Source organism: Pseudomonas sp. MAFF 730105, assembly GCF_055380705.1.
Genome location: NZ_AP018438.1, coordinates 2,876,582 through 2,895,178, shown reverse-complemented (window position 1 = coordinate 2,895,178; position 18,597 = coordinate 2,876,582). Strand labels below are relative to the sequence as shown.

15 protein-coding genes are annotated in these 18,597 nt (G+C 61.7%); 11 read left to right on the top strand and 4 right to left on the bottom strand.

Going from position 1 to position 18,597, the window contains the following annotated elements; all coding sequences use genetic code 11:
• Nucleotides 1-46 precede the first annotated feature (46 nt).
• The gene (locus PCOSP_RS12995) at nt 47-973 is read left to right on the top strand and encodes a sugar ABC transporter substrate-binding protein (protein ID WP_464711560.1); all 927 of its coding nucleotides are present in this window, start codon (nt 47-49) and stop codon (nt 971-973) included.
• Nucleotides 974-1,164: 191 nt separating this feature from the next.
• Nucleotides 1,165-2,433, top strand: coding sequence for an MFS transporter (locus tag PCOSP_RS12990; protein WP_464711558.1), 1,269 nt, complete (start codon nt 1,165-1,167; stop codon nt 2,431-2,433).
• Here the strand turns inward: PCOSP_RS12990 and PCOSP_RS12985 are convergent.
• Nucleotides 2,402-3,142, bottom strand: a complete 741-nt coding sequence (locus PCOSP_RS12985) for an SDR family oxidoreductase (protein WP_139642250.1) — start codon at nt 3,140-3,142, stop codon at nt 2,402-2,404. The two genes, PCOSP_RS12990 and PCOSP_RS12985, sit on opposite strands and share 32 nt — an antisense overlap.
• A gap of 99 nt (nt 3,143-3,241) precedes the next feature.
• Between PCOSP_RS12985 and PCOSP_RS12980 the strand changes: the two genes are divergently transcribed.
• The gene (locus PCOSP_RS12980) at nt 3,242-4,201 is read left to right on the top strand and encodes a LysR family transcriptional regulator (RefSeq protein WP_464711556.1); all 960 of its coding nucleotides are present in this window, start codon (nt 3,242-3,244) and stop codon (nt 4,199-4,201) included.
• A gap of 61 nt (nt 4,202-4,262) precedes the next feature.
• Here PCOSP_RS12980 and PCOSP_RS12975 read toward each other — a convergent pair whose 3' ends face one another.
• Nucleotides 4,263-4,919, bottom strand: a complete 657-nt coding sequence (locus PCOSP_RS12975; RefSeq protein ID WP_175385437.1) for an O-methyltransferase — start codon at nt 4,917-4,919, stop codon at nt 4,263-4,265.
• A 112-nt stretch (nt 4,920-5,031) separates the two neighbouring features.
• Here PCOSP_RS12975 and PCOSP_RS12970 point away from each other — a divergent pair, with 112 nt between their 5' ends.
• The 3 genes from PCOSP_RS12970 to PCOSP_RS12960 all read left to right on the top strand — a co-directional run bounded on the left by PCOSP_RS12970 (nt 5,032) and on the right by PCOSP_RS12960 (nt 11,386).
• On the top strand, nt 5,032-5,676 hold the full coding sequence (locus PCOSP_RS12970) for a TetR/AcrR family transcriptional regulator (protein WP_175385438.1): 645 nt from the start codon (nt 5,032-5,034) through the stop codon (nt 5,674-5,676).
• 194 nt (nt 5,677-5,870) lie between these two features.
• Entirely contained in the window at nt 5,871-9,971 is a 4,101-nt protein-coding gene (locus PCOSP_RS12965) for a CheR family methyltransferase (RefSeq protein WP_464711554.1), read from the top strand.
• Between the two features lie 134 nt (nt 9,972-10,105).
• Nucleotides 10,106-11,386, top strand: a complete 1,281-nt coding sequence (locus PCOSP_RS12960; RefSeq protein WP_217510089.1) for a chloride channel protein — start codon at nt 10,106-10,108, stop codon at nt 11,384-11,386.
• 54 nt (nt 11,387-11,440) lie between these two features.
• On the opposite strand, the gene glcC is transcribed toward PCOSP_RS12960, so the two are convergent.
• The gene (glcC, locus tag PCOSP_RS12955; RefSeq protein ID WP_139642238.1) at nt 11,441-12,208 is read right to left on the bottom strand and encodes a transcriptional regulator GlcC; all 768 of its coding nucleotides are present in this window, start codon (nt 12,206-12,208) and stop codon (nt 11,441-11,443) included.
• A gap of 234 nt (nt 12,209-12,442) precedes the next feature.
• Between glcC and glcD the strand changes: the two genes are divergently transcribed.
• The 4 genes from glcD to PCOSP_RS12935 are packed head-to-tail and all read left to right on the top strand — an operon-like array spanning nt 12,443 to nt 16,639.
• The gene (gene glcD, locus PCOSP_RS12950; protein WP_175361516.1) at nt 12,443-13,942 is read left to right on the top strand and encodes a glycolate oxidase subunit GlcD; all 1,500 of its coding nucleotides are present in this window, start codon (nt 12,443-12,445) and stop codon (nt 13,940-13,942) included.
• On the top strand, nt 13,942-15,003 hold the full coding sequence (gene glcE, locus PCOSP_RS12945) for a glycolate oxidase subunit GlcE (protein ID WP_175361515.1): 1,062 nt from the start codon (nt 13,942-13,944) through the stop codon (nt 15,001-15,003). Before glcD ends, glcE begins: the two co-directional genes overlap by 1 nt.
• A 3-nt stretch (nt 15,004-15,006) precedes the next feature.
• Nucleotides 15,007-16,224, top strand: coding sequence for a glycolate oxidase subunit GlcF (gene glcF / locus PCOSP_RS12940; RefSeq protein ID WP_139642232.1), 1,218 nt, complete (start codon nt 15,007-15,009; stop codon nt 16,222-16,224).
• A gap of 13 nt (nt 16,225-16,237) precedes the next feature.
• Nucleotides 16,238-16,639, top strand: coding sequence for a heme-binding protein (locus tag PCOSP_RS12935; RefSeq protein ID WP_024776341.1), 402 nt, complete (start codon nt 16,238-16,240; stop codon nt 16,637-16,639).
• A 28-nt stretch (nt 16,640-16,667) separates the two neighbouring features.
• Here PCOSP_RS12935 and PCOSP_RS12930 read toward each other — a convergent pair whose 3' ends face one another.
• Nucleotides 16,668-17,432: an SDR family NAD(P)-dependent oxidoreductase gene (locus PCOSP_RS12930; protein ID WP_139642230.1), complete on the bottom strand. Its 765-nt coding sequence runs from the start codon at nt 17,430-17,432 to the stop codon at nt 16,668-16,670.
• A gap of 190 nt (nt 17,433-17,622) precedes the next feature.
• Here PCOSP_RS12930 and PCOSP_RS12925 point away from each other — a divergent pair, with 190 nt between their 5' ends.
• Nucleotides 17,623-18,528, top strand: coding sequence for a LysR family transcriptional regulator (locus PCOSP_RS12925; protein ID WP_175361514.1), 906 nt, complete (start codon nt 17,623-17,625; stop codon nt 18,526-18,528).
• Nucleotides 18,529-18,597: the final 69 nt, after the last annotated feature.

The following is an 18,597-nucleotide window of genomic DNA, read 5'->3' as shown; positions in this document are numbered from 1 at the left end:
CAACCTTCACGCCTGATCGACTCATAACAACAAAAGGAATATCACCATGCGTCGTTGCACACTGCTTATTGCCACGCTGCTCTTCGCCTTCAGCCAATGGGCCACCGCCAGTTATCGCATCGGCGTCAGCATCGCCAGGGTTGACGACAACTTCATGACCTATGTGCGCAGCGGCCTGGAAGACGCCGCAAAGAAAGACAACGTCCAGATCCAGTTCGAGGATGCCCAGGGCGATGTGGTGCGCCAGCTCAACCAGGTCCAGGGCTTCATCAACCAGAAGGTCGATGCGGTCATCGTCTTGCCCGTGGACACCGCCGCCACTACCAACATGACCCGCGCCGCCGTCGAGGCGAAGGTGCCGCTGGTCTACGTCAACCGTCATCCGGACGAGCGCGTCCTGCCCAAGGGCGTGGTCACCGTGGCTTCGAACGACATCGAGGCCGGCCAATTGCAAATGCACTACCTGGCGGAAAAACTGAACGGTAAAGGCACCCTCGCGATCATCATGGGCGACCTCGCGCAGAACGCTACGCACGACCGCACCGAAGGGGTCAAACAGGTGCTCAAGGATTACCCCGGGATCAAGATCGTCGAACAGCAAAGTGCCGAGTGGCAACGGGCCAAGGGGATGGACCTGACCAGCAACTGGCTGCTGGCCGGTACCTCGTTCGACGCCATTGTCGCCAACAACGACGAAATGGCCATCGGCGCGGCCATGGCCCTGCAACAAGCGGGAAAAGCCAAGGGCGAAATCGCGATTGTCGGCATCGATGGCCTGCCCGACGGGCTGGCGGCAATCAAGCGCGGGATGCTGGTCGCCTCGGTGTTTCAGGACCCCAAGGCCCAGGCGACCGCCGCGCTGCAAGCGGCCGTCAAAATGATCAAGGGCGAGCCGGTCGAGGCGGAAGTGTGGGTCCCCTTCCAGTTGATCAAGCCGGAACAGGTCGCGATGTTTGAGCAACACTACAAGTAAGCGCGAAAGACTGGAGGTCAACGCCGCTGTCCCGGCCAGGGACAGTGGCGTTTTTCATTGAGTCATCTTACCCCGTCCTCACCCTCCCCCTCGCCACCTGCATGTGCGGCGAAACATCCATTGTTCGTTGCGCCTCGAAGTGAGACATCTGCCTGACGCATACGCTGTGAGCCCACATGGAGGAGTTGGCGATGAAACACAGCCGTTTTTTTGGAAAAACCGTACTGACCTGCACGTTCATCCTGGCGATGATCGGTTGGGGGATCGGTTTCTATGGCCCGCCGATCTACATGCAATCGGTCATGGAGCGCACGGGTTGGCCCATCGCCCAGGTGTCGACTGCAGTCACCTTGCACTTTCTCAGCGGCACGATCGTCATCGCCAATCTACCCAGGCTCTACGCACGCTTCGGCATTCCAACCATCACTCTGCTGGGCAGCATCGTCCTGGGTATCGGTGTGAACATCTGGGCCCAAGCCGACCAGCTCTGGGTGCTGTATGCCGGTGCCCTGTGCTCGGGTATCGGCTGGGTGACCTTGGGGGCCGCGGCCGTCAATACCCTGGTCGCGCCGTGGTACGTCAAGGAAAGGCCCAAGGCCCTGGGCAAGGCCTACAACGGCGCCAGCCTGGGCGGCGTGGTCTTTTCGCCCCTATGGGTATGGCTGATCGAGGGTTTTGGCTTTGCCACGGCAGCGCTGGTGATCAGCCTCGCGGCCGTGCTGCTCATCGGCATTTTCGCCTTCCTGGTCTTCAACAAAACCCCACAACGCCTGGGACAGCATCCTGACAACGCCGAGCAGCCGGAACCCTTGATACCCGCCAGCAGTGCCGTTCCATGGACTGTCGTGCAGACCCTCAAGGTGGCCAATTTCCGCACATTGGCCACCGGCATGTCCCTGGGGTTGTTCGCTCAGATCGGCTTGATCGCCCACCTGTACTCGATCCTGGCGGGACGCCTGGGAGCCCATGACGCCTCACTTGCCATGGGCCTGGCCACCGCCAGTGCCATGGGCGGGCGCTACATCGCGGCGCGCCTGATGATCCAAGGCATCGACCGCAGGCTACTGGCGTGCCTGGGCTATGCCATCCAGATGCTGGGCACCTTGATGCTCCTCGGCCTGGACCTCCACCCGTCAGTGGCCTGGATGGCGGTGGTGCTGATCGGCTCAGGCATCGGCAACGCCACCTCCCTGCCGCCGTTGATCGCACAGACCGAGTTCAGCCGTGAACACACCGCCAGGGTCATCGCGCTGATGGTCGCGATCAGCCAGGCCACCTATGCCTTCGCCCCTGCATTCTTCGGCCTGGTGCGCACCGCCTTCAGCCACCCGGATCAAGCCATCATCGCCGTCGTGACAGGCGCCGTCGTCGTGCAGATACTCGCCATCCTGTCGTTCTACCGAGGGGTGTCCGTTCGTCCCTTCAAGATCAGACCAATCGAGCACCGCCATCAACGTTGAGCACGGCACCGTTCATGAACGTGTTGGTCATCAAGAACACCGTTGCAGCACCGGCTTCCTCCGCCGTACCAATGCGACGCAGCGGCAAGGTCTGCTCCAGGGAAGCCACGTAGGCGTCACGGCCTTCGCCCAATGCTTTGCTGAAGATCGGGGTGTCGATCGGGCCGGGCGACAGGGTGTTCACCCGAATCGGCGCCAACTCCAGGGCCAGGCCACGGGCCAGCGACTCCATGGCGGCCGATGCCGCCCCGATGACGGCAGTGCCATGGGCATTGGGTCGATCAGCGAGCGCACCCGAGATGAAGGTGATCGATCCCGCCTTGGACAACCTGTCACCCAGGATACGGATCGCATTGATGGACGCCCAGATACGCTCATCGAACGCCCGGCGCAGATGATCGACGTCGGCGGTCAGGATGCTTCCGGTGACGAACGTACCGGCGAGCAGCACCAGGTGATCCACCACCGGAATATCCGCCAGAGCCGCTTCGACCGCCTCACGGCGGGTCACGTCGGCGCCGCGCCAGCCGTCCAAGCCGTGTTCCTTCGACGCCTGCTCGGCACGGGCCGCATCCGAGCCGATGACCAAGACTTTGGCCCCGGCGGCCTTCGCTTGTATCGCGGCGGCCAGGCCGATGCCCGATGTACCGCCGAAGATGACGACCGTACGGCCGGTGAGATTGGATGCAAGTGTTGGGGTGATGGTCATGTCGAGGCTCCAGTGAACGCCAGGATGGCGTGCGATGGAGTAAGCGTAAGGCTGTGATCGTAGATTGATAATTGGGGCGCAAGTCGCTTTACTAGTGCCATGAAGGCACAAATTGGTCTCGACCGTCTTACCGGACTCATCGCATTCGCGCGGGCCGCCTCCCTGGGCAGCTATACCGCTGCGGCGCGGGCGCTCTCGGTGTCCCCCTCCGCCGTCAGCAAGAGCGTGCAGCGGCTTGAGGAGCATTTCGGGCTGATGCTGTTCACCCGCACGACGCGCTCCCTGACCCTCACGCCTGAAGGGCGGGATCTTTACGAGCGTGCATTGCGCATTCTGCGAGAGGTCGAAGAAATCGATCAGGCTGCGGTCGCAACCCGCGCCGAGCCCTCAGGTGTCTTGAAAGTCACCGCCCCCCTCCCCATCGGTGTGAACATCCTGGCGCCTGCATTGCCCAGGTTTCGTGAGCAATACCCCAATCTGGCAATCGACTTGCGACTCGGCGATCAGTATTCCGACATCATCGAGCAAGGGATCGACGTGGCCGTTCGCGTGGGGAACCTCACCGATTCACGTCTGGTTTCGCGGCCCTTGGGGCCCCATCGAATCGGCGCGTTTGCGTCGCCCCAGTACCTGCAGCGAAAAGGTATACCGGCGACCATCGAGCATCTTGCGGAGCATGAGTGCGTGAACTTTCGCTACCAGAGCACCGGGCAGAGTCTGCGCTGGTCCTATCAGGCGGATGACAAACAACTTGAGTGGAGCCCCGACGTCGCATTCACCGTGGATGTCAGCGACGCGGTGGCGGCTATCATGGCGGCGGGCGGGGGCATCGGTATCACCCCGCACTACGTGGCTGCGCCCTATGTTCGCCGGGGAGAACTGATTCCAGTCCTCCCCCAGTTCACTGCGGAACGCTTCTCCATCACCGCCTTGTGGCCGGAAAGCCGACGCGGCAGTCCCAACGTAAAAGCCTTCATCGCCTTTCTGCTTGAGCTGTTCCCTGCAACGCCTGCCTGGGACGAGGCGGTGCATGAAGCGGCCGCAGCGAGGCTGGGTTGATCGGCCGTCGGGTTGGACAACCGACAGCCACCGATCCCGGCAGCCCCTCAAGAGGCCCGTATCATCCCAGACGCATCGACACTTCAATGTCATCGGCAAAAGGTACGGAGAGGTAGCCATTCTGCGGTGAACGCACGTAAGCCAGGTATTCAGGGCAGTAATCGGTGTTGTCCGCCACCACCAGGGCGCCCGGCCGCAGGTGTTTTTCAACCAGGCTCAGCACGTCGCCATACAGCGACTTGGCGCCATCGAGCAGGAGCAGGTCGACCGCTTCCGGGAGATCGCTGGCCAGGGTAACCAGCGCATCACCTTCGCGGATGTCCACCAGGTCATCGACGGCGCCTTCAACGAAATGGCGACGCGCCAGGGCGATCTTCGAAGGCTCGAACTCACTGCCAATCAGCACGCCGCCGCCGTTGTCCCGCAACGCCGCAGCCAAGTGCAGGGTAGACAGGCCGAACGACGTGCCGAACTCGACAATGGCCCTGGCCTTTGCGCTGCGTGCGAGCATGTACAGCAGCTTGCCCGTGTCGCGGGAGACCGGCAGCCACAAGTCCTTGAGCATTCCGTACAGGTCGAGGTATTCGGTCTTGCTGCGCATCAGCCGCTCGCGCTCTTCACTCGGCACCGTGCTCAGCACCGGACTGGTGGCCGCGCTGGCCTGGGTGTAGAGGCGTTCGATCAGGGTCGCCAGAGGTTCAGTGGTCAAAGTAGTCATGATTGCTTTCCATCGATAGGGGACTAAGATGCGACTGATTCGTCGCATTTAAATGATGCGAGTGATTCGCCCCATTCGCTATTCGCGTTTCCCCACGACGACCGAGCCGCCCATGACCCAGCGCCAGACCGCCCGTATTTCCTCACGCAAGCAGCCACAGCAGGCACGCTCCACCGAGCTGGTGGCGGCGATTCTAGAGGCCGCTGTTCAGGTTTTGGCCAAGGAAGGCGCCGCTCGCTTCACCACCGCTCGCGTCGCGGAAAAGGCCGGCGTGAGCATCGGCTCGCTGTACCAGTACTTTCCCAACAAGGTCGCGATCCTGTTCCGGCTGCAGAGCGATGAGTGGCAACAGACCACCCAGATGCTGTGCCGGATTCTGGAAAGCCTGGAGGAACCGCCCCTGGATCGCCTGCGCAACCTGGTGCATGCGTTCATTCGTTCCGAGTGCGAAGAAGCGCCGATGCGTGGCGCGCTGAACGACGCCGCACCGCTCTATCGCGACGCACCGCAAGCCCACGAAGTGCGCGCGACAGGCAAGCGGATCTTCGCCAGTTTCATGCTCGAGTTGCTCCCCGACGTCAGCGAGCCTACTCGTTCGGCGGCCTGCGATCTGATCCTGACCACGCTCAGTTCCGTAGGGAAGGATTTTTCAGGAAGCCCACGGACCGACGCGCAAATCGCGGCATACGCCGATGGCATGGCGGACATGTTCAGCGCGTATGTTGCTGCGCTCGATCAGCAAAAGCCTGATCGGTAATCGGGGTCCGATAGCGCTGTTTTCGGATAACCGTTCGCTCAACGCGAATCGCTTCCAAAGACCTGCTTACCACATAGCGTACAATGACGTTCTGGTGCAGCATTCCACCGCTTCGCCAATATTCGCCTGCCCCAGGCAAAAGTCCGATGTGTGTGTGCGCGGCGTCAGGTCGTCGCTTTATCAAGAGAAGCCCCATGACAACGCCATCACCGTTGAGTAAAACCGCCTCCCACCTTGAATTTGGCGTCGTCGGAATTGGCGCGTCTGCGGGCGGTTTGCAGGCGATCAAGCTGTTTTTCGAGAACATGCCGCAGGAAACCGGCATGGCCTTCGTGATCGTCCTGCACCTGTCGCCTGACCATCAAAGCATTGCCGACCAGATCATTCAGCAATCGACCAACATGCCGGTTGTGCAGGTCACCCAGACTGTACCCATTGAAAAGAACCACGTTTATGTCATTTCGCCAGCCCAGCAACTGGCGATGAACGATGGCTATCTGAATATCAGTCCCGTCGCCTCTACCCTCGATCGCCACTCCGCCATTGACCTGTTCTTCCGCGACCTTGCCAATGTTCACCGTGAGCGGGCCTTTTGCGTAGTGTTGTCGGGCAGCGGCTCGGACGGTGCCGTGGGGCTGTCGCGCATCAAGGAACAGGGCGGCGTCACCCTGGCGCAATCGCCGGAAGACGCCGAGTTCGACGGCATGCCCCGCGCCGCCATCGAAACACGCATGGTCGACCTGGTCTTGCCGGTAGTGGACATGCCGCAGAAAATCCTCGAACTGTGGCGTAATTCCCAAGCGATCACCCTTCCCAGCGCCATTGATCCTGGACTGGAAAATCACGCCGAACAGGAAGCTGTCGCCGCCGAGCACTATCTACACGAGATCCTGGCCTACCTGCGCAGCAGCACCGGTCACGACTTCAAGCACTATAAACGCGCCACGGTGCTTCGGCGGATCGAACGGCGGATGCAAGTCACCACCCAGCCCGATCTGGCGACCTATTCCCAGTACCTGCAAGGCAATCCAGAAGAGCCGAAGGCGCTGTTGGGGGACATGCTGATCGGCGTCACCAACTTTTTCCGCGACCGCGAGGCCTTCGAAGCGCTGGAGCGCGATGTGATACCGCAGCTGGTCGCCACCTTGACGCCGCCACGACCGGAACATGAAGAACTGCGTGTCTGGTCGGCGGGTTGCTCTACCGGGGAAGAGGTCTACAGCCTGGCGATGCTGCTCGACGACCAGCTGCAGGTAAAGGGCAGCAAAGCCAAGCTGCAACTGTTTGCCACGGACATCGACGAGCGTGCAATCAGCCTCGGGCGGGCCGGTCGTTACCCCCAGGCCATCGTCACCGATGTGCCGCCGACCCGCCTGCGCCAGTATTTCGTGAAGGAAGACGATCACTATCGAATTCGCAAGGAGCTCCGTGAAAAAGTGCTGTTTGCCAAGCACAGCCTGCTGGCGGATCCGCCGTTTTCGCAGATCGACCTGATCGTCTGCCGCAACCTGCTGATCTACCTGGATCGGGAGGTACAACGCGAAATCCTGCAGATGTTCCATTTCGCGCTTCGCCCCGGCGGTTTCCTGTTTCTCGGCACCTCCGAGAGCGCCGATGCCTGCCATGAGCTGTTCAACCCGGTGGACAAGCGCAACCGGATCTTCCGGGCCAAGAGCACAAGCCCCAACAGCCGCCGCGTTCCCACCATGCCTCGGGGTGGCTACACCCGCAGCACCGGCCACTCGCTTCCCGAGCTGAAGAACCACGTGCAACCCAAGCTGTCGTTCGCCGACATCCACCGGCGCGCCATCGAACGCGCCGCGCCGCCGAGCATGATCGTCGACACCAACGCCGATATCCTGCACATGAGTGAAGGCGCCGGGCGCTACCTGCGGCACGTCGGCGGCGAGTTGTCGCGCAACTTGCTGACGTTGATCCTGCCGGAGCTGCGCCTGGAAATCCGCACCGCACTGTTCCAGGTGCAACAGAGTGGTCTGGCGGTCAAGTCGCGGGACGTATCGATCAAGTATGAAGACCGGCATCTGCGGATCGACATGATCGTCCAACCCTACAGGGACGAGCAGTCGGACAGCGACTACCTGCTGGTGATCTTCGAGGAAAGTGACATCGACTCGGCGGAAGCGGCCATGGCCCAGGTGCAGACCGAAAGCCAGGTCCTGTCCAATCTCGAACGCGAGCTGCAACGCACCAAGCTGCACCTGCAAGACACGATCGAGCAGTCGGAGGTCTCCAACGAGGAGCTGAAAGCGTCCAACGAGGAAATGCAGGCCATCAACGAAGAGCTGCGCTCGGCTACCGAAGAGCTGGAAACCAGCAAGGAAGAGTTGCAGTCGATCAACGAGGAACTGCTGACGGTCAATTTCGAGCTCAAGACCAAAGTTGAAGAAACCGACAAGGTCAACGACTACCTGACCAACCTCATCGCCTCGACCGACATCGCCACGGTGTTTGTCGACCGTAGCATGCGCATCCGCTGGTTCACGCCCCGGGCCACGGAGATTTTCAACATGCTGCCGGTGGACACCGGTCGTTCACTGCTCGACATCACCCATCGCCTGGACTACACCGACCTGGCCGACGATGCGGCGCAAGTATTCGAGTCACTGAACATGATCGAACGTGAAGTCAGCAGCATCAGTGACAAGCGTTGGTACATTGCCCGGTTGCTGCCGTATCGCTCCAGCGAAGACCATATTGACGGCACGGTGCTGACCTTCATCGACATCACCACCCGCCGCGCCGCCGAAGAGGAGTTGCGCCTGGGCGAAGAGCGCATGCGCCTGGTGGCGGAAAGTACCCATGACTACGCGATCATCATCCTCGACGAAGGCGGCGTGATCACCCACTGGAACAAGGGTGCCGAGCTGATATTCGGTTATACCAAAGCGGAGGCTGAGGGCGCCTCCTACGAGTTCATTTTCTCCGAAGAGGATCGTGCCAACGGTGCGCCGCAAGCTGAGCTGAAGACTGCCCGTACCCACGGTCGCGCCAAAGATGAACGCTGGCACCTGCGCAAGGGCGGCAGCCTTTTCTATTGCAGCGGCGAGGTCACGCTGCTCAGCGGCGATCACCTGCAAGGCTACGTGAAAATCGCCCGCGACCTGACCGGGCACCAGCAGGAACACGAAAAACAGAGCCAGGAACTGAAACAGTCCCGCAATACCATTTCCCTGAAGGACGAGTTCTTTGCGGTCATGTCCCATGAGCTCAAGCATCCGCTGAACCTCATCCAGCTCAATGCCGAAATGCTGCGTCGCTTGCCGATCACTCGTACATCCAGTCCGGCGGCCAAAGCCGTGAACACCATCTGCGATGCGGTCAACAGCCAGGCACGCATCATTGACGACCTGCTGGATGTCGCCCGCGTACGCACCGGAAAACTCAAGCTGCAACCATCGCGAATCGACTTGACCGATGTGCTTCGCGACATCTACACCGTGGTGATCAACGCACAACACCAGACCCAGATCGACCTGCAATTGCCAGATGAACCGCTGGTCGTTTATGCCGATCCGATCCGGGTGGACCAGATCATCTGGAACCTGGTCAATAACGCGCTGAAATTCACCCCATCCATGGGACACATTCAACTGATCGCCCGTCGTCAGGATCAAATGGCGCGGATCGACATCAAGGACAATGGCATCGGTATTGCCGTGGAAAACCTCGAACACGTCTTCGACATGTTCGGCCAGGCGGAAAAACAACACGTTCACCATCAGCGCGAAGGCCTGGGCATTGGCCTGTCCCTGGTACGACAGCTGACCGAGGCTCAGCATGGAACCGTCCAGGTGACCTCGGCAGGACTCGGCGCCGGATGCACCTTCAGCGTCTGCCTGCCCCTGGCCGCCCCGCAGAGCGAAACCGTCCCGGTCGCGGCGATCGAATCGGCGACCGGCAAGCTCGATGGTTTGAACATCCTGCTGGTGGATGACTCGCCGGAAGTGCTGGAAACCATGAAGATGCTGCTGGAAATGGAAGACGCCCAGGTCCTGGCCTTTGACCAGCCGCTGGAGGCACTGAAGGCCGCGGAATCCCGGCGTTTCGACCTGATCATTTCCGACCTGGGCATGCCGGTCATGAACGGCCATCAACTGATCAGTGCGCTACGCCAGCTACCGCTGGCGAAAAACGTCCCGGCCATCGCCCTCACCGGTTACGGCACCCATAGCGATGTTCAGAAATCCCATGCGGCAGGGTTCGATCAACACCTCGGCAAGCCTGTGTCCTATGACGCCCTGATCGAAACCATCGAAACGTTGCGGCGCTCGTGAGCGGGATCCGGCTTCGCTCATCGGCATGAGTACTCATTTACGGTTAGGCTTAGCGCAGCTCCCGAACGTTTTCTCAACTGGGGTCCACCTGAGTGATCAGACCATTCATCTTGCTACGTCGTCGATTTGCTTCCATGCGCTGGCGCACCCGTGTCACGTTGTGGGTGGCCGCCACCCTCGCCGGCTTGCTCGTCGTCATGTTCGCTCGCCTGGCCGACCTGGCTCTGAATCAATTCGCGCTGCAAACCGCTGAACGCCCCTGGCTACCGTTTATCTATACGCCTCTGATCGGCATGCTGGTGGTCGGGCTGACCAACCGCTTCTTGCCCGGTTGCCAGGGCAGCGGTATTCCCCAGGTGATCGCCGCTACCCGCTTGGCGCGTCAGGGTAAGCCCGTCAGCCAATTGGTGTCGTTAAAGATCGCCTTCGCCAAAATCGGCCTGGGCACCCTTGCCTTGACAGGTGGTTTCTCGGCCGGACGGGAGGGGCCATCAGTGCAGGTGGCGGCTTCAGTCATGCACTTCTTCCATCGCTACTTGCCCAACGCACGCATCATACGCAGTGAAGATCTGATTCTTGCCGGGGGCGCTGCCGGGATCGCGGCTGCGTTCAATACCCCGCTGGCGGGCATCGCCTTTGCCGTGGAGGAGTTGGGACGGCGCCTGGAGACACGTACCAGCGGGGTTTTGCTCAGCACCATTATTCTGTCCGGGATGGTGGCCATTGCCTTGCAGGGAAACTACAACTATTTCGGCCATTTCGGCGTGCAAGACGCCAGCATGGATATCATCCTGCCAGCGCTGCTGATTGCCGTTGGTTGCGGCCTGCTGGGTGGACTCTTCAGCCGCATGTTGTTATGGCCCCAGCGTTATCGGCACTCCCCGATCTGGCAGTGGCGGCATCAGCATCCGGTATGGTTCGCCGGCATCTGCGGACTGATTGTGGCGGCGCTCGGCATGCTCAGTGGCGGCATGTCATTTGGCAGCGGGTATGGCGTTACCAACCACGTCATTGCATCTGACATCGGCCTGCCGTGGCATGCCGCCCTGACCCGCTTCATTGCCACGGTGGTGACGTACTTTTCTGGTATCCCCGGCGGGATTTTTGCTCCCTGCCTGGCAGTGGGCGCAGCGATCGGCGCCAACATCTCAGATCTGTTCAACCTTGGCGTACAACCGGTCATTGCCCTGTGCATGGTGGGTTTTCTTGCCGCCGTGACCCAGTCGCCCATTACCTCAGCCATCATCGTCATGGAGATGATCGACAGTCATGGAATGGTTATCAGCCTTATGGGCGTTGCCCTTGTCGCCAAAGCCGTCAGCTCCCGGATGGGGCCCGAGCTGTATCAGCAAATGGCACGCGGTTTTGTGCAAACAGCGGAAAGTACCTCCCCAGCGCAGAAGGCGGATCGGTGAAAACCCGCTCCGTCAGAATGAACAGGCGCAAGGACAAATGATCCAGGTGCCGCATCATGCCCACCCTTCAAGTCGCAACGTGGCACGCACCAGACGCTGCTCTTCGCTTTCGATTTCCTTGAGGTTGTCGCAGATGCTCTGGATATGCGCAACGGCGGCCTTGCGCGCCTGCTCGGGAAGGCGTCCGGTTACGGCGTTATAAAGCCGTGCATGTTGGCGATCGATTTGCCGCTTCTGCGGTGCGCGGTGATAGAGGTTGTTGACCGAGGCGAACACCGTGGTGAGCAGCAGGTCCGTCAGCGAGCGCAAGGTCTGCACCAGCACCGGGTTATGCGACGCCTCGCAGATTGCCAGGTGAAACGCATGATCGAGCCGGGCGTGTTCGGAGGGCTCCAATGCGCGGGTGTGGGCGTCCAGCAGCGCGTCGTAGCTGCGGGTGATCAGGACGAAATCGGCCTCCGTGCCGCGCAAGGCCGCCAACCGTGCGGACTCGCCTTCGAGCAGGCTGCGGACCTCGAACAGATCGTAAAGCGTGCGGGGCTGTGAGCTGAACAGGTGCATCAACGGTGACGCGGCACTGTTGCCCGACAGGTCGGCGACGAACGAGCCCTTGCCCTGCTCCGTCTTGATGATCCCGCGAGCACGCAACAGCTTCAGCCCTTCACGCAGCGCCGTGCGTGAAACACCGAGCTTTTCCGTCAGTCGACGCTCTGACGGCAACAACTGCCCCGTCTTGAGCACACCGTCCACGATCAGACGCTCGATGCGTTCGCAAACCACATCGGCCACTTGCAGATTACGACGGGTCTGGGTGTCGTCCATTGCGCCTCCAACTGGTATGACCAGCTTAGCCATGGTGTTCAAGCCGACTTAGTACTTACCACAACTTGTTGTTTTTAAATGGCTTATTAAAAACAACAAGAAAATAGCCGGTCAAAAACTGGTTCGACCACCTCAACAAGACATAGACAGTAGATCGCCTCGGACCAATGATGCAAGTCAGCTGCATGCGGAACCTGACCTCAAATAAAAACAACCGAGTGTCGCCGGCCGACTATGAACATTCTCTACGATGAACGCGTTGATGGTGCCCTGCCTGCCGTGGATAAAGCCACGCTGCTGCAGGCCTTGCAGGCGCGCTTGCCGGACCTTGAGATCCTGCACCAGCGCGAAGAACTCATGCCCTATGAATGCGACGGACTTTCCGCCTATCGCACCACGCCGCTGCTGGTGGTACTGCCCCGCCATCTCGACGAGGTTCGGGGCGTGCTGGCGCTGTGTCATGAACGGCAGGTGCCTGTCGTCACCCGGGGGGCCGGGACCGGTTTGTCCGGTGGTGCGCTGCCGTTGGAAAAAGGCGTTCTGCTGGTCATGGCGCGCTTCAACAACATTTTGCACATCGACCCGGCCGCCCGTACCGCACGGGTCCAGCCCGGGGTGCGCAACCTGGCGATTTCCCAGGCGGCCGCGCCGTTTGGCTTGTACTACGCGCCGGATCCCTCCTCTCAGATTGCCTGTTCCATCGGCGGCAACGTCGCGGAAAATGCCGGTGGCGTGCATTGCCTCAAGTACGGTCTGACCGTACACAACCTGCTCAAGGTCGACATTCTCACCGTCGAGGGCGAACACCTGACCCTGGGCAGCGATGCGCTCGATTCGCCGGGCCTGGACCTGCTGGCGTTGTTCACTGGCTCCGAAGGCATGCTCGGGGTCATCACCGAAGTCACGGTCAAGCTGCTTCCCAAGCCGCAGACCGCGAAGGTGTTGCTGGCGGCGTTCGACTCGGTCGAAAAAGCCGGTCGCGCAGTGGGTGACATCATCGCCGCGGGCATCATTCCCGGTGGACTGGAAATGATGGACAACCTGGCCATCCGCGCCGCCGAAGACTTCATTCACGCCGGTTACCCGGTGGAGGCCGAAGCCATTCTGTTGTGCGAACTCGATGGCGTCGAAGCCGACGTCCATGATGATTGCGCCCGTGTGCGTCAGGTGCTGGAGCAGGCCGGCGCCACCGAAGTGCGCCAGGCCCGCGACGAGGCAGAACGCGTGCGTTTCTGGGCAGGGCGCAAGAATGCGTTTCCTGCCGTGGGCCGCCTTTCGCCGGATTATTACTGCATGGACGGGACCATCCCGCGTCGGGAGCTGCCCGGCGTATTGCACGCCATCGCCGCCTTGTCGGCCGAGTACGGCCTGCGGGTCGCCAACGTGTTTCATGCCGGCGACGGCAACATGCACCCGTTGATCCTGTTCGATGCCAACCAACCGGGCGAGCTCGATCGCGCCGAGGCCCTGGGGGGCAAGATCCTCGAACTGTGCGTGAAAGTCGGCGGCAGCATCACCGGCGAACACGGGGTGGGCCGCGAGAAAATCAACCAGATGTGCGCGCAATTCAACAGCGACGAATTGACCGTATTCCACGCCGTCAAAGCCGCCTTCGATCCGAGCGGCCTGCTCAACCCCGGCAAGAATATTCCGACGTTGCACCGCTGCGCCGAATTTGGCGCCATGCATGTGCACCTGGGGCAGTTGCCCTTCCCTGAGCTGGAGCGTTTCTGATGCACAGCACACACGATAGGGACGCCAGCGACGCGTTGCTGGAACAGGTCAACCAGGCGCTGAAGAACGCCACGCCGCTGTGGATCCACGGTGGCAACAGCAAAGCCTTCCTGGGGCGTTCGGTCACTGGGGAGCGCCTCGACACCCGGGTCCACCGGGGCATCGTCAGCTATGACCCGACGGAACTGGTGGTGACCGTGCGTTGCGGTACGCCCCTACGGGAACTGTCCGAGGTGCTGAGCGCCTCGCAGCAAATGCTGCCCTGCGAACCACCCTCCTTCGGCGACGCCACGGTGGGCGGCATGATTGCCAGCGGACTCTCCGGCCCACGCCGCCCGTGGGCGGGTTCGGTGCGGGACTTCGTCCTCGGCACGCGGGTCATCACCGGCCAGGGCAAGCATCTGCGCTTCGGTGGCGAAGTCATGAAGAACGTCGCCGGTTACGACCTGTCGCGCCTGATGGCCGGCAGCTTCGGCACCCTTGGGGTGATCACCGACGTGTCGCTCAAAGTCCTGCCCAAACCTCGGCAAGCCTTGAGCATCAGCCTGGAAATGGACAGCGATCGCGCCTTGCTGCGCCTGGCGGAATGGGGCCAACAGCCGCTGCCGATCAGCGCCGCCTGCCACGATGGCCAACGCCTGCACCTGCGGCTCGAAGGCGGCGAAGGCTCGGTGGCGGCGGCCCATGACCGACTGGGCGGCGAGGTGTTGGACGCGTCGTATTGGGATGATCTGAACGAACATCGCTTGAGCTTCTTCGATGAAAATCTACCGCTGTGGCGCCTGTCCGTGCCACACAACACAGCGTGGCTGCCCTTGCCTGGCAGGCAACTGATCGACTGGGGCGGTGCCCAGCGCTGGCTCAAGTCCGGTGCCGAAGCCGCGTTCATTCGTCAGATCGTCGAAGGCGTTGGCGGTCATGTGACCTGTTACGACCACGGACTGATCGACAGTCCATTCCAACCGCTGCCTGACGCACTGATGCGCTACCACCGGAACCTGAAGCAACGGCTCGACCCACAGGGAATCTTCAACCCCGGTCGCCTCTACGCGGAGCTTTGAACCATGCAGACCACCTTGAGCGAAGAGGCCCGCCAACTGCCCCGCGCCGAAGAGGCCGAAAGCATCCTGCGCACCTGCGTGCATTGCGGCTTTTGCAATGCCACTTGCCCGACCTATCAGTTGCTCGGCGATGAACTGGATGGCCCCCGAGGGCGTATCTACCTGATCAAGCAAGTACTCGAAGGCAACCCGGTCACGGCGAAGACCCAGCAGCACCTGGATCGTTGCCTGTCGTGCCGCAACTGCGAAACCACCTGCCCCTCCGGGGTCGACTACCACAACCTGCTGGACATTGGCCGCGCCGTAGTCGATGCGGCGGTCGAACGGCCTCTCGGCCAGCGCCTGTTGCGCGAGGGGTTGCGAGCGGTCGTGCCCAATCCCGGCGTGTTCAAGGGACTGGTCAGCGGCGGCCGGGTGTTTCGGCCATGGCTGCCCGACACCCTGCGCGGCAAGTTACCTCGCCATGTCCCTGCCGCCAAACCGCGACCGGTGACCCGCCATGTCCGACAGGTGCTCATGCTCGAAGGCTGCGTACAACCGAGCCTGTCGCCCAATACCAACGCGGCCGCCGCCCGGGTCCTGGATCGATTGGGGATCAGTGTGACACCCGTTGCCGAAGCCGGCTGCTGCGGCGCCGTGGACTATCATCTGGACGCCCAGGCCGTGGGCCTGGATCGTGCGCGCCGCAACATCGATGCGTGGTGGCCGAACATCGAGAACGGTGCCGAGGCCATCGTGCAAACCGCCAGCGGTTGTGGCGCGTTCATCAAGGATTACGGGCACTTGCTCGGCAGCGACCCAATTTATGCCGAAAAGGCGAAAAAGGTCAGCGCCCTGGCCAAGGACCTGGTTGAAGTACTGCGCGAAGAGCCACTGGAAAAACTGAGCATCCACAGCGACCAGCGCCTGGCCTTCCACTGCCCCTGCACCTTGCAGCACGCGCAGAAACTGGGCGGCGCCGTTGAAGCGGTGCTGACGAAGCTGGGCTTCAACCTCACGCCGGTGCCCGACAGCCACTTGTGTTGCGGCTCGGCGGGCACCTATTCGATCACCCAGCCCGAACTGTCCCGGCAGCTGCGTGACAACAAACTCAACGCCCTGGAAAGCGGGCGCCCCGACGTGATTGTCACCGCCAATATCGGCTGTCAGACCCATCTCGACGGCGCGGGACGGACCCCGGTCCGGCACTGGATCGAGTGGGTCGAAGCCGCGCTGCCTTAAACCTGGAGCTCCCATGAAAAGCAAAGCCGTACTCGGCCAGAACGAAGTCAGCCGGATTCTCTCGGCCGCCCGCGATGAAGCGAACAGCAACCAGTGGGCCGTCGCCATCGTGATTGTCGATGATGGCGGTCACCCGCTGGCCCTGGAGCGCCTCGATGGCTGCGCGCCCATCGGTGCCTACATCGCCACCGAAAAAGCCCGCACCTCGGCCCTCGGCCGGCGCGAATCCAAAGGTTATGAAGAGATGGTCAACGGTGGACGCCAGGCCTTTTTGTCCGCGCCGCTGTTGACGTCCCTGGAGGGTGGCGTCCCGATCATTGTCGACGGTCAGGTGATCGGCGCTGTGGGCGTGTCCGGGGTCAAGGCCGAGCAGGACGCCCAAGTCGCCAGAGCCGGCGCGCAATGCCTGAACTGAAGTGAACGCAACGGTACCACCAGATTGATCAACCGGCAGTGACGGTCATGCCGCCGTCGGCCATGACCACCGAACCGACGATAAAGCTGGCGCGGTCCGAAGCGAGAAAAGCCACGACTTCGGCGATTTCCTCCGGTTGCGCGGCGCGACCGATGGGGGCGGCTTCTCCATGCTGGGCCAGGAAAGCCGGACCGTCATCGACCACATCGTTGAGGATGTTGGTCACCACATCGCCGACGCCGACGGCATTGACACGAATGCCATGCCCGATCACTTCGAGCGCCAGTGTCCGGGTCAGTTGGGCCAACGCACCTTTCGATGCCGTGTAGGCGGCAATGGTCGGGAAGGCAAAATAGGAAGCATAGGATGCGATGTTGACGATGGCTCCGGCCTTGTTGGGCATCATGGCCTTGACCGCTTCGCGACAATGCAGGAAGGCCGCGGTGGCATTGACCGCCTGAATGCGCTCCCAGTCTTCGCGGGTCATGTCGATCACCAGTTTGTTGATGATGATCCCGGCGTTGTTGACCAGGATGTCCAGCCGGCCGAATTGCTCCACGGCCAATCCCACCGCGCGCTCGGCGGCGCCGTCCTCGGTGATGTCGGCCACCAGTGGCACCAGCCCGGGGCGCGCAAGTTCTTCGACGGCGGGGTTGCGGTCTTCGGCGACGACCTTGGCGCCACGGGCATGCAGCAGCAATGCGATCGCCTTGCCGATGCCACTGGCTGCGCCGGTGACCAGCGCGACTTTGCCTTCGACTTCGTTGGGTAGAGCGTGCTTGATAACAGTCATGATGTTCTCCTGCGTTGCGAGCCGAGGAGACATTCGCCGGCTCGGCGCCCCTGGGGCGCGGTCGTTATCGACGGCTTCACTGTCTCGCAACGGGGAACGCCGGGCTTTCGCAGGTTTGCCGAGGCTGTCGGGGTTTTGCGCTTGTGCGAAAAATCCGGATAACATCCATGAAACGTTCGAGCGATTAGCAATGATTTCAGACCCAGGCACGCCCACCCTCGACCAGCTCCGTGTATTCCTGACCGTGGTCGATGTCGGCAGCTTCGCCGGCGCGGCGCGCAAACTGCATCGGGCCACTTCCGTGGTGAGCTACTCGATCGCCAACCTGGAAATGCAGCTCGGCGTCAGCCTGTTCGACCGCAAGACCACCCGCAAACCCCAACTGACCGATGCCGGGCGCACCGTGCTGGCCGAAGCACGCACCATCTACAACGGCATCGACGGCCTGCGGGCCAAGGTTCGCGGGCTGCTGCACGGCCTTGAAGCCGAAGTGCACCTGGTACTCGATGTAATGCTGCCCAGTGAACGGATGGTCGACGCGCTCAAGGCGTTTCGCGAACAGTTCCCGACCGTGTCGCTGCACTTGCATATCGAGGCCCTGGGCGGCGTGACGCAGCGGGTGTTCGACCGCATGGCCACGCTGGGGGTGAGCGGCCCGCTGACCAATAACCTCGACGGCATCGAGCGTATCGGCGTGGGCAAGGTGGCCTTGATACCGGTCGCTGCACCCGATCACCCATTGGCACAACCGGGGCCACATGCGCCGGGTACCGGGCGCTCCCACGTCCAATTGGTCCTCACTGACCGTTCCCGTCTTACCGAAGATCAAGAGTTCGCGGTGATCGGCACCCGTACCTGGCGATTGGCGGATCTGGGCGCCAAGCACATGTTGCTTCGCGAGGGCATCGGCTGGGGCAACATGCCCATCGACCGGGTGCGCGACGACCTGGCCAGCGGCCGACTGGTGCATCTCGAATTGCCCGACTGCGCCGGCGGCGATTATGCCTTTGACGCCATCTACCGGACGGACATGCCACCCGGGCCCGCGACGCGCTGGTTGATCGAGCGCTTCAAGGCACAGGTAACCGACTTCTGAATAGTGGATAAGGCCAGACCTTGCGTTCACCCGCGAACAGTTCTGTACAAGGAGCCTCCTGTGCACCCG

Excerpts from the sequence above, each read along its gene's own strand:
- PCOSP_RS12980 (WP_464711556.1), top strand. The coding sequence starts at position 3,242 with ATGAAGGCACAAATTGGTCTCGACCGTCTTACCGGACTCATCGCATTC.
- PCOSP_RS12970 (WP_175385438.1), top strand. The coding sequence starts at position 5,032 with ATGACCCAGCGCCAGACCGCCCGTATTTCCTCACGCAAGCAGCCACAG.
- glcC (WP_139642238.1), bottom strand. The coding sequence starts at position 12,208 with ATGGACGACACCCAGACCCGTCGTAATCTGCAAGTGGCCGATGTGGTT.
- PCOSP_RS12985 (WP_139642250.1), bottom strand. The coding sequence starts at position 3,142 with ATGACCATCACCCCAACACTTGCATCCAATCTCACCGGCCGTACGGTC.
- PCOSP_RS12930 (WP_139642230.1), bottom strand. The coding sequence starts at position 17,432 with ATGACTGTTATCAAGCACGCTCTACCCAACGAAGTCGAAGGCAAAGTC.
- PCOSP_RS12990 (WP_464711558.1), top strand. The coding sequence starts at position 1,165 with ATGAAACACAGCCGTTTTTTTGGAAAAACCGTACTGACCTGCACGTTC.
- glcD (WP_175361516.1), top strand. The coding sequence starts at position 12,443 with ATGAACATTCTCTACGATGAACGCGTTGATGGTGCCCTGCCTGCCGTG.
- PCOSP_RS12935 (WP_024776341.1), top strand. The coding sequence starts at position 16,238 with ATGAAAAGCAAAGCCGTACTCGGCCAGAACGAAGTCAGCCGGATTCTC.
- PCOSP_RS12960 (WP_217510089.1), top strand. The coding sequence starts at position 10,106 with ATGCGCTGGCGCACCCGTGTCACGTTGTGGGTGGCCGCCACCCTCGCC.
- PCOSP_RS12925 (WP_175361514.1), top strand. The coding sequence starts at position 17,623 with ATGATTTCAGACCCAGGCACGCCCACCCTCGACCAGCTCCGTGTATTC.
- glcE (WP_175361515.1), top strand. The coding sequence starts at position 13,942 with ATGCACAGCACACACGATAGGGACGCCAGCGACGCGTTGCTGGAACAG.
- PCOSP_RS12995 (WP_464711560.1), top strand. The coding sequence starts at position 47 with ATGCGTCGTTGCACACTGCTTATTGCCACGCTGCTCTTCGCCTTCAGC.
- PCOSP_RS12975 (WP_175385437.1), bottom strand. The coding sequence starts at position 4,919 with ATGACTACTTTGACCACTGAACCTCTGGCGACCCTGATCGAACGCCTC.
- PCOSP_RS12965 (WP_464711554.1), top strand. The coding sequence starts at position 5,871 with ATGACAACGCCATCACCGTTGAGTAAAACCGCCTCCCACCTTGAATTT.
- glcF (WP_139642232.1), top strand. The coding sequence starts at position 15,007 with ATGCAGACCACCTTGAGCGAAGAGGCCCGCCAACTGCCCCGCGCCGAA.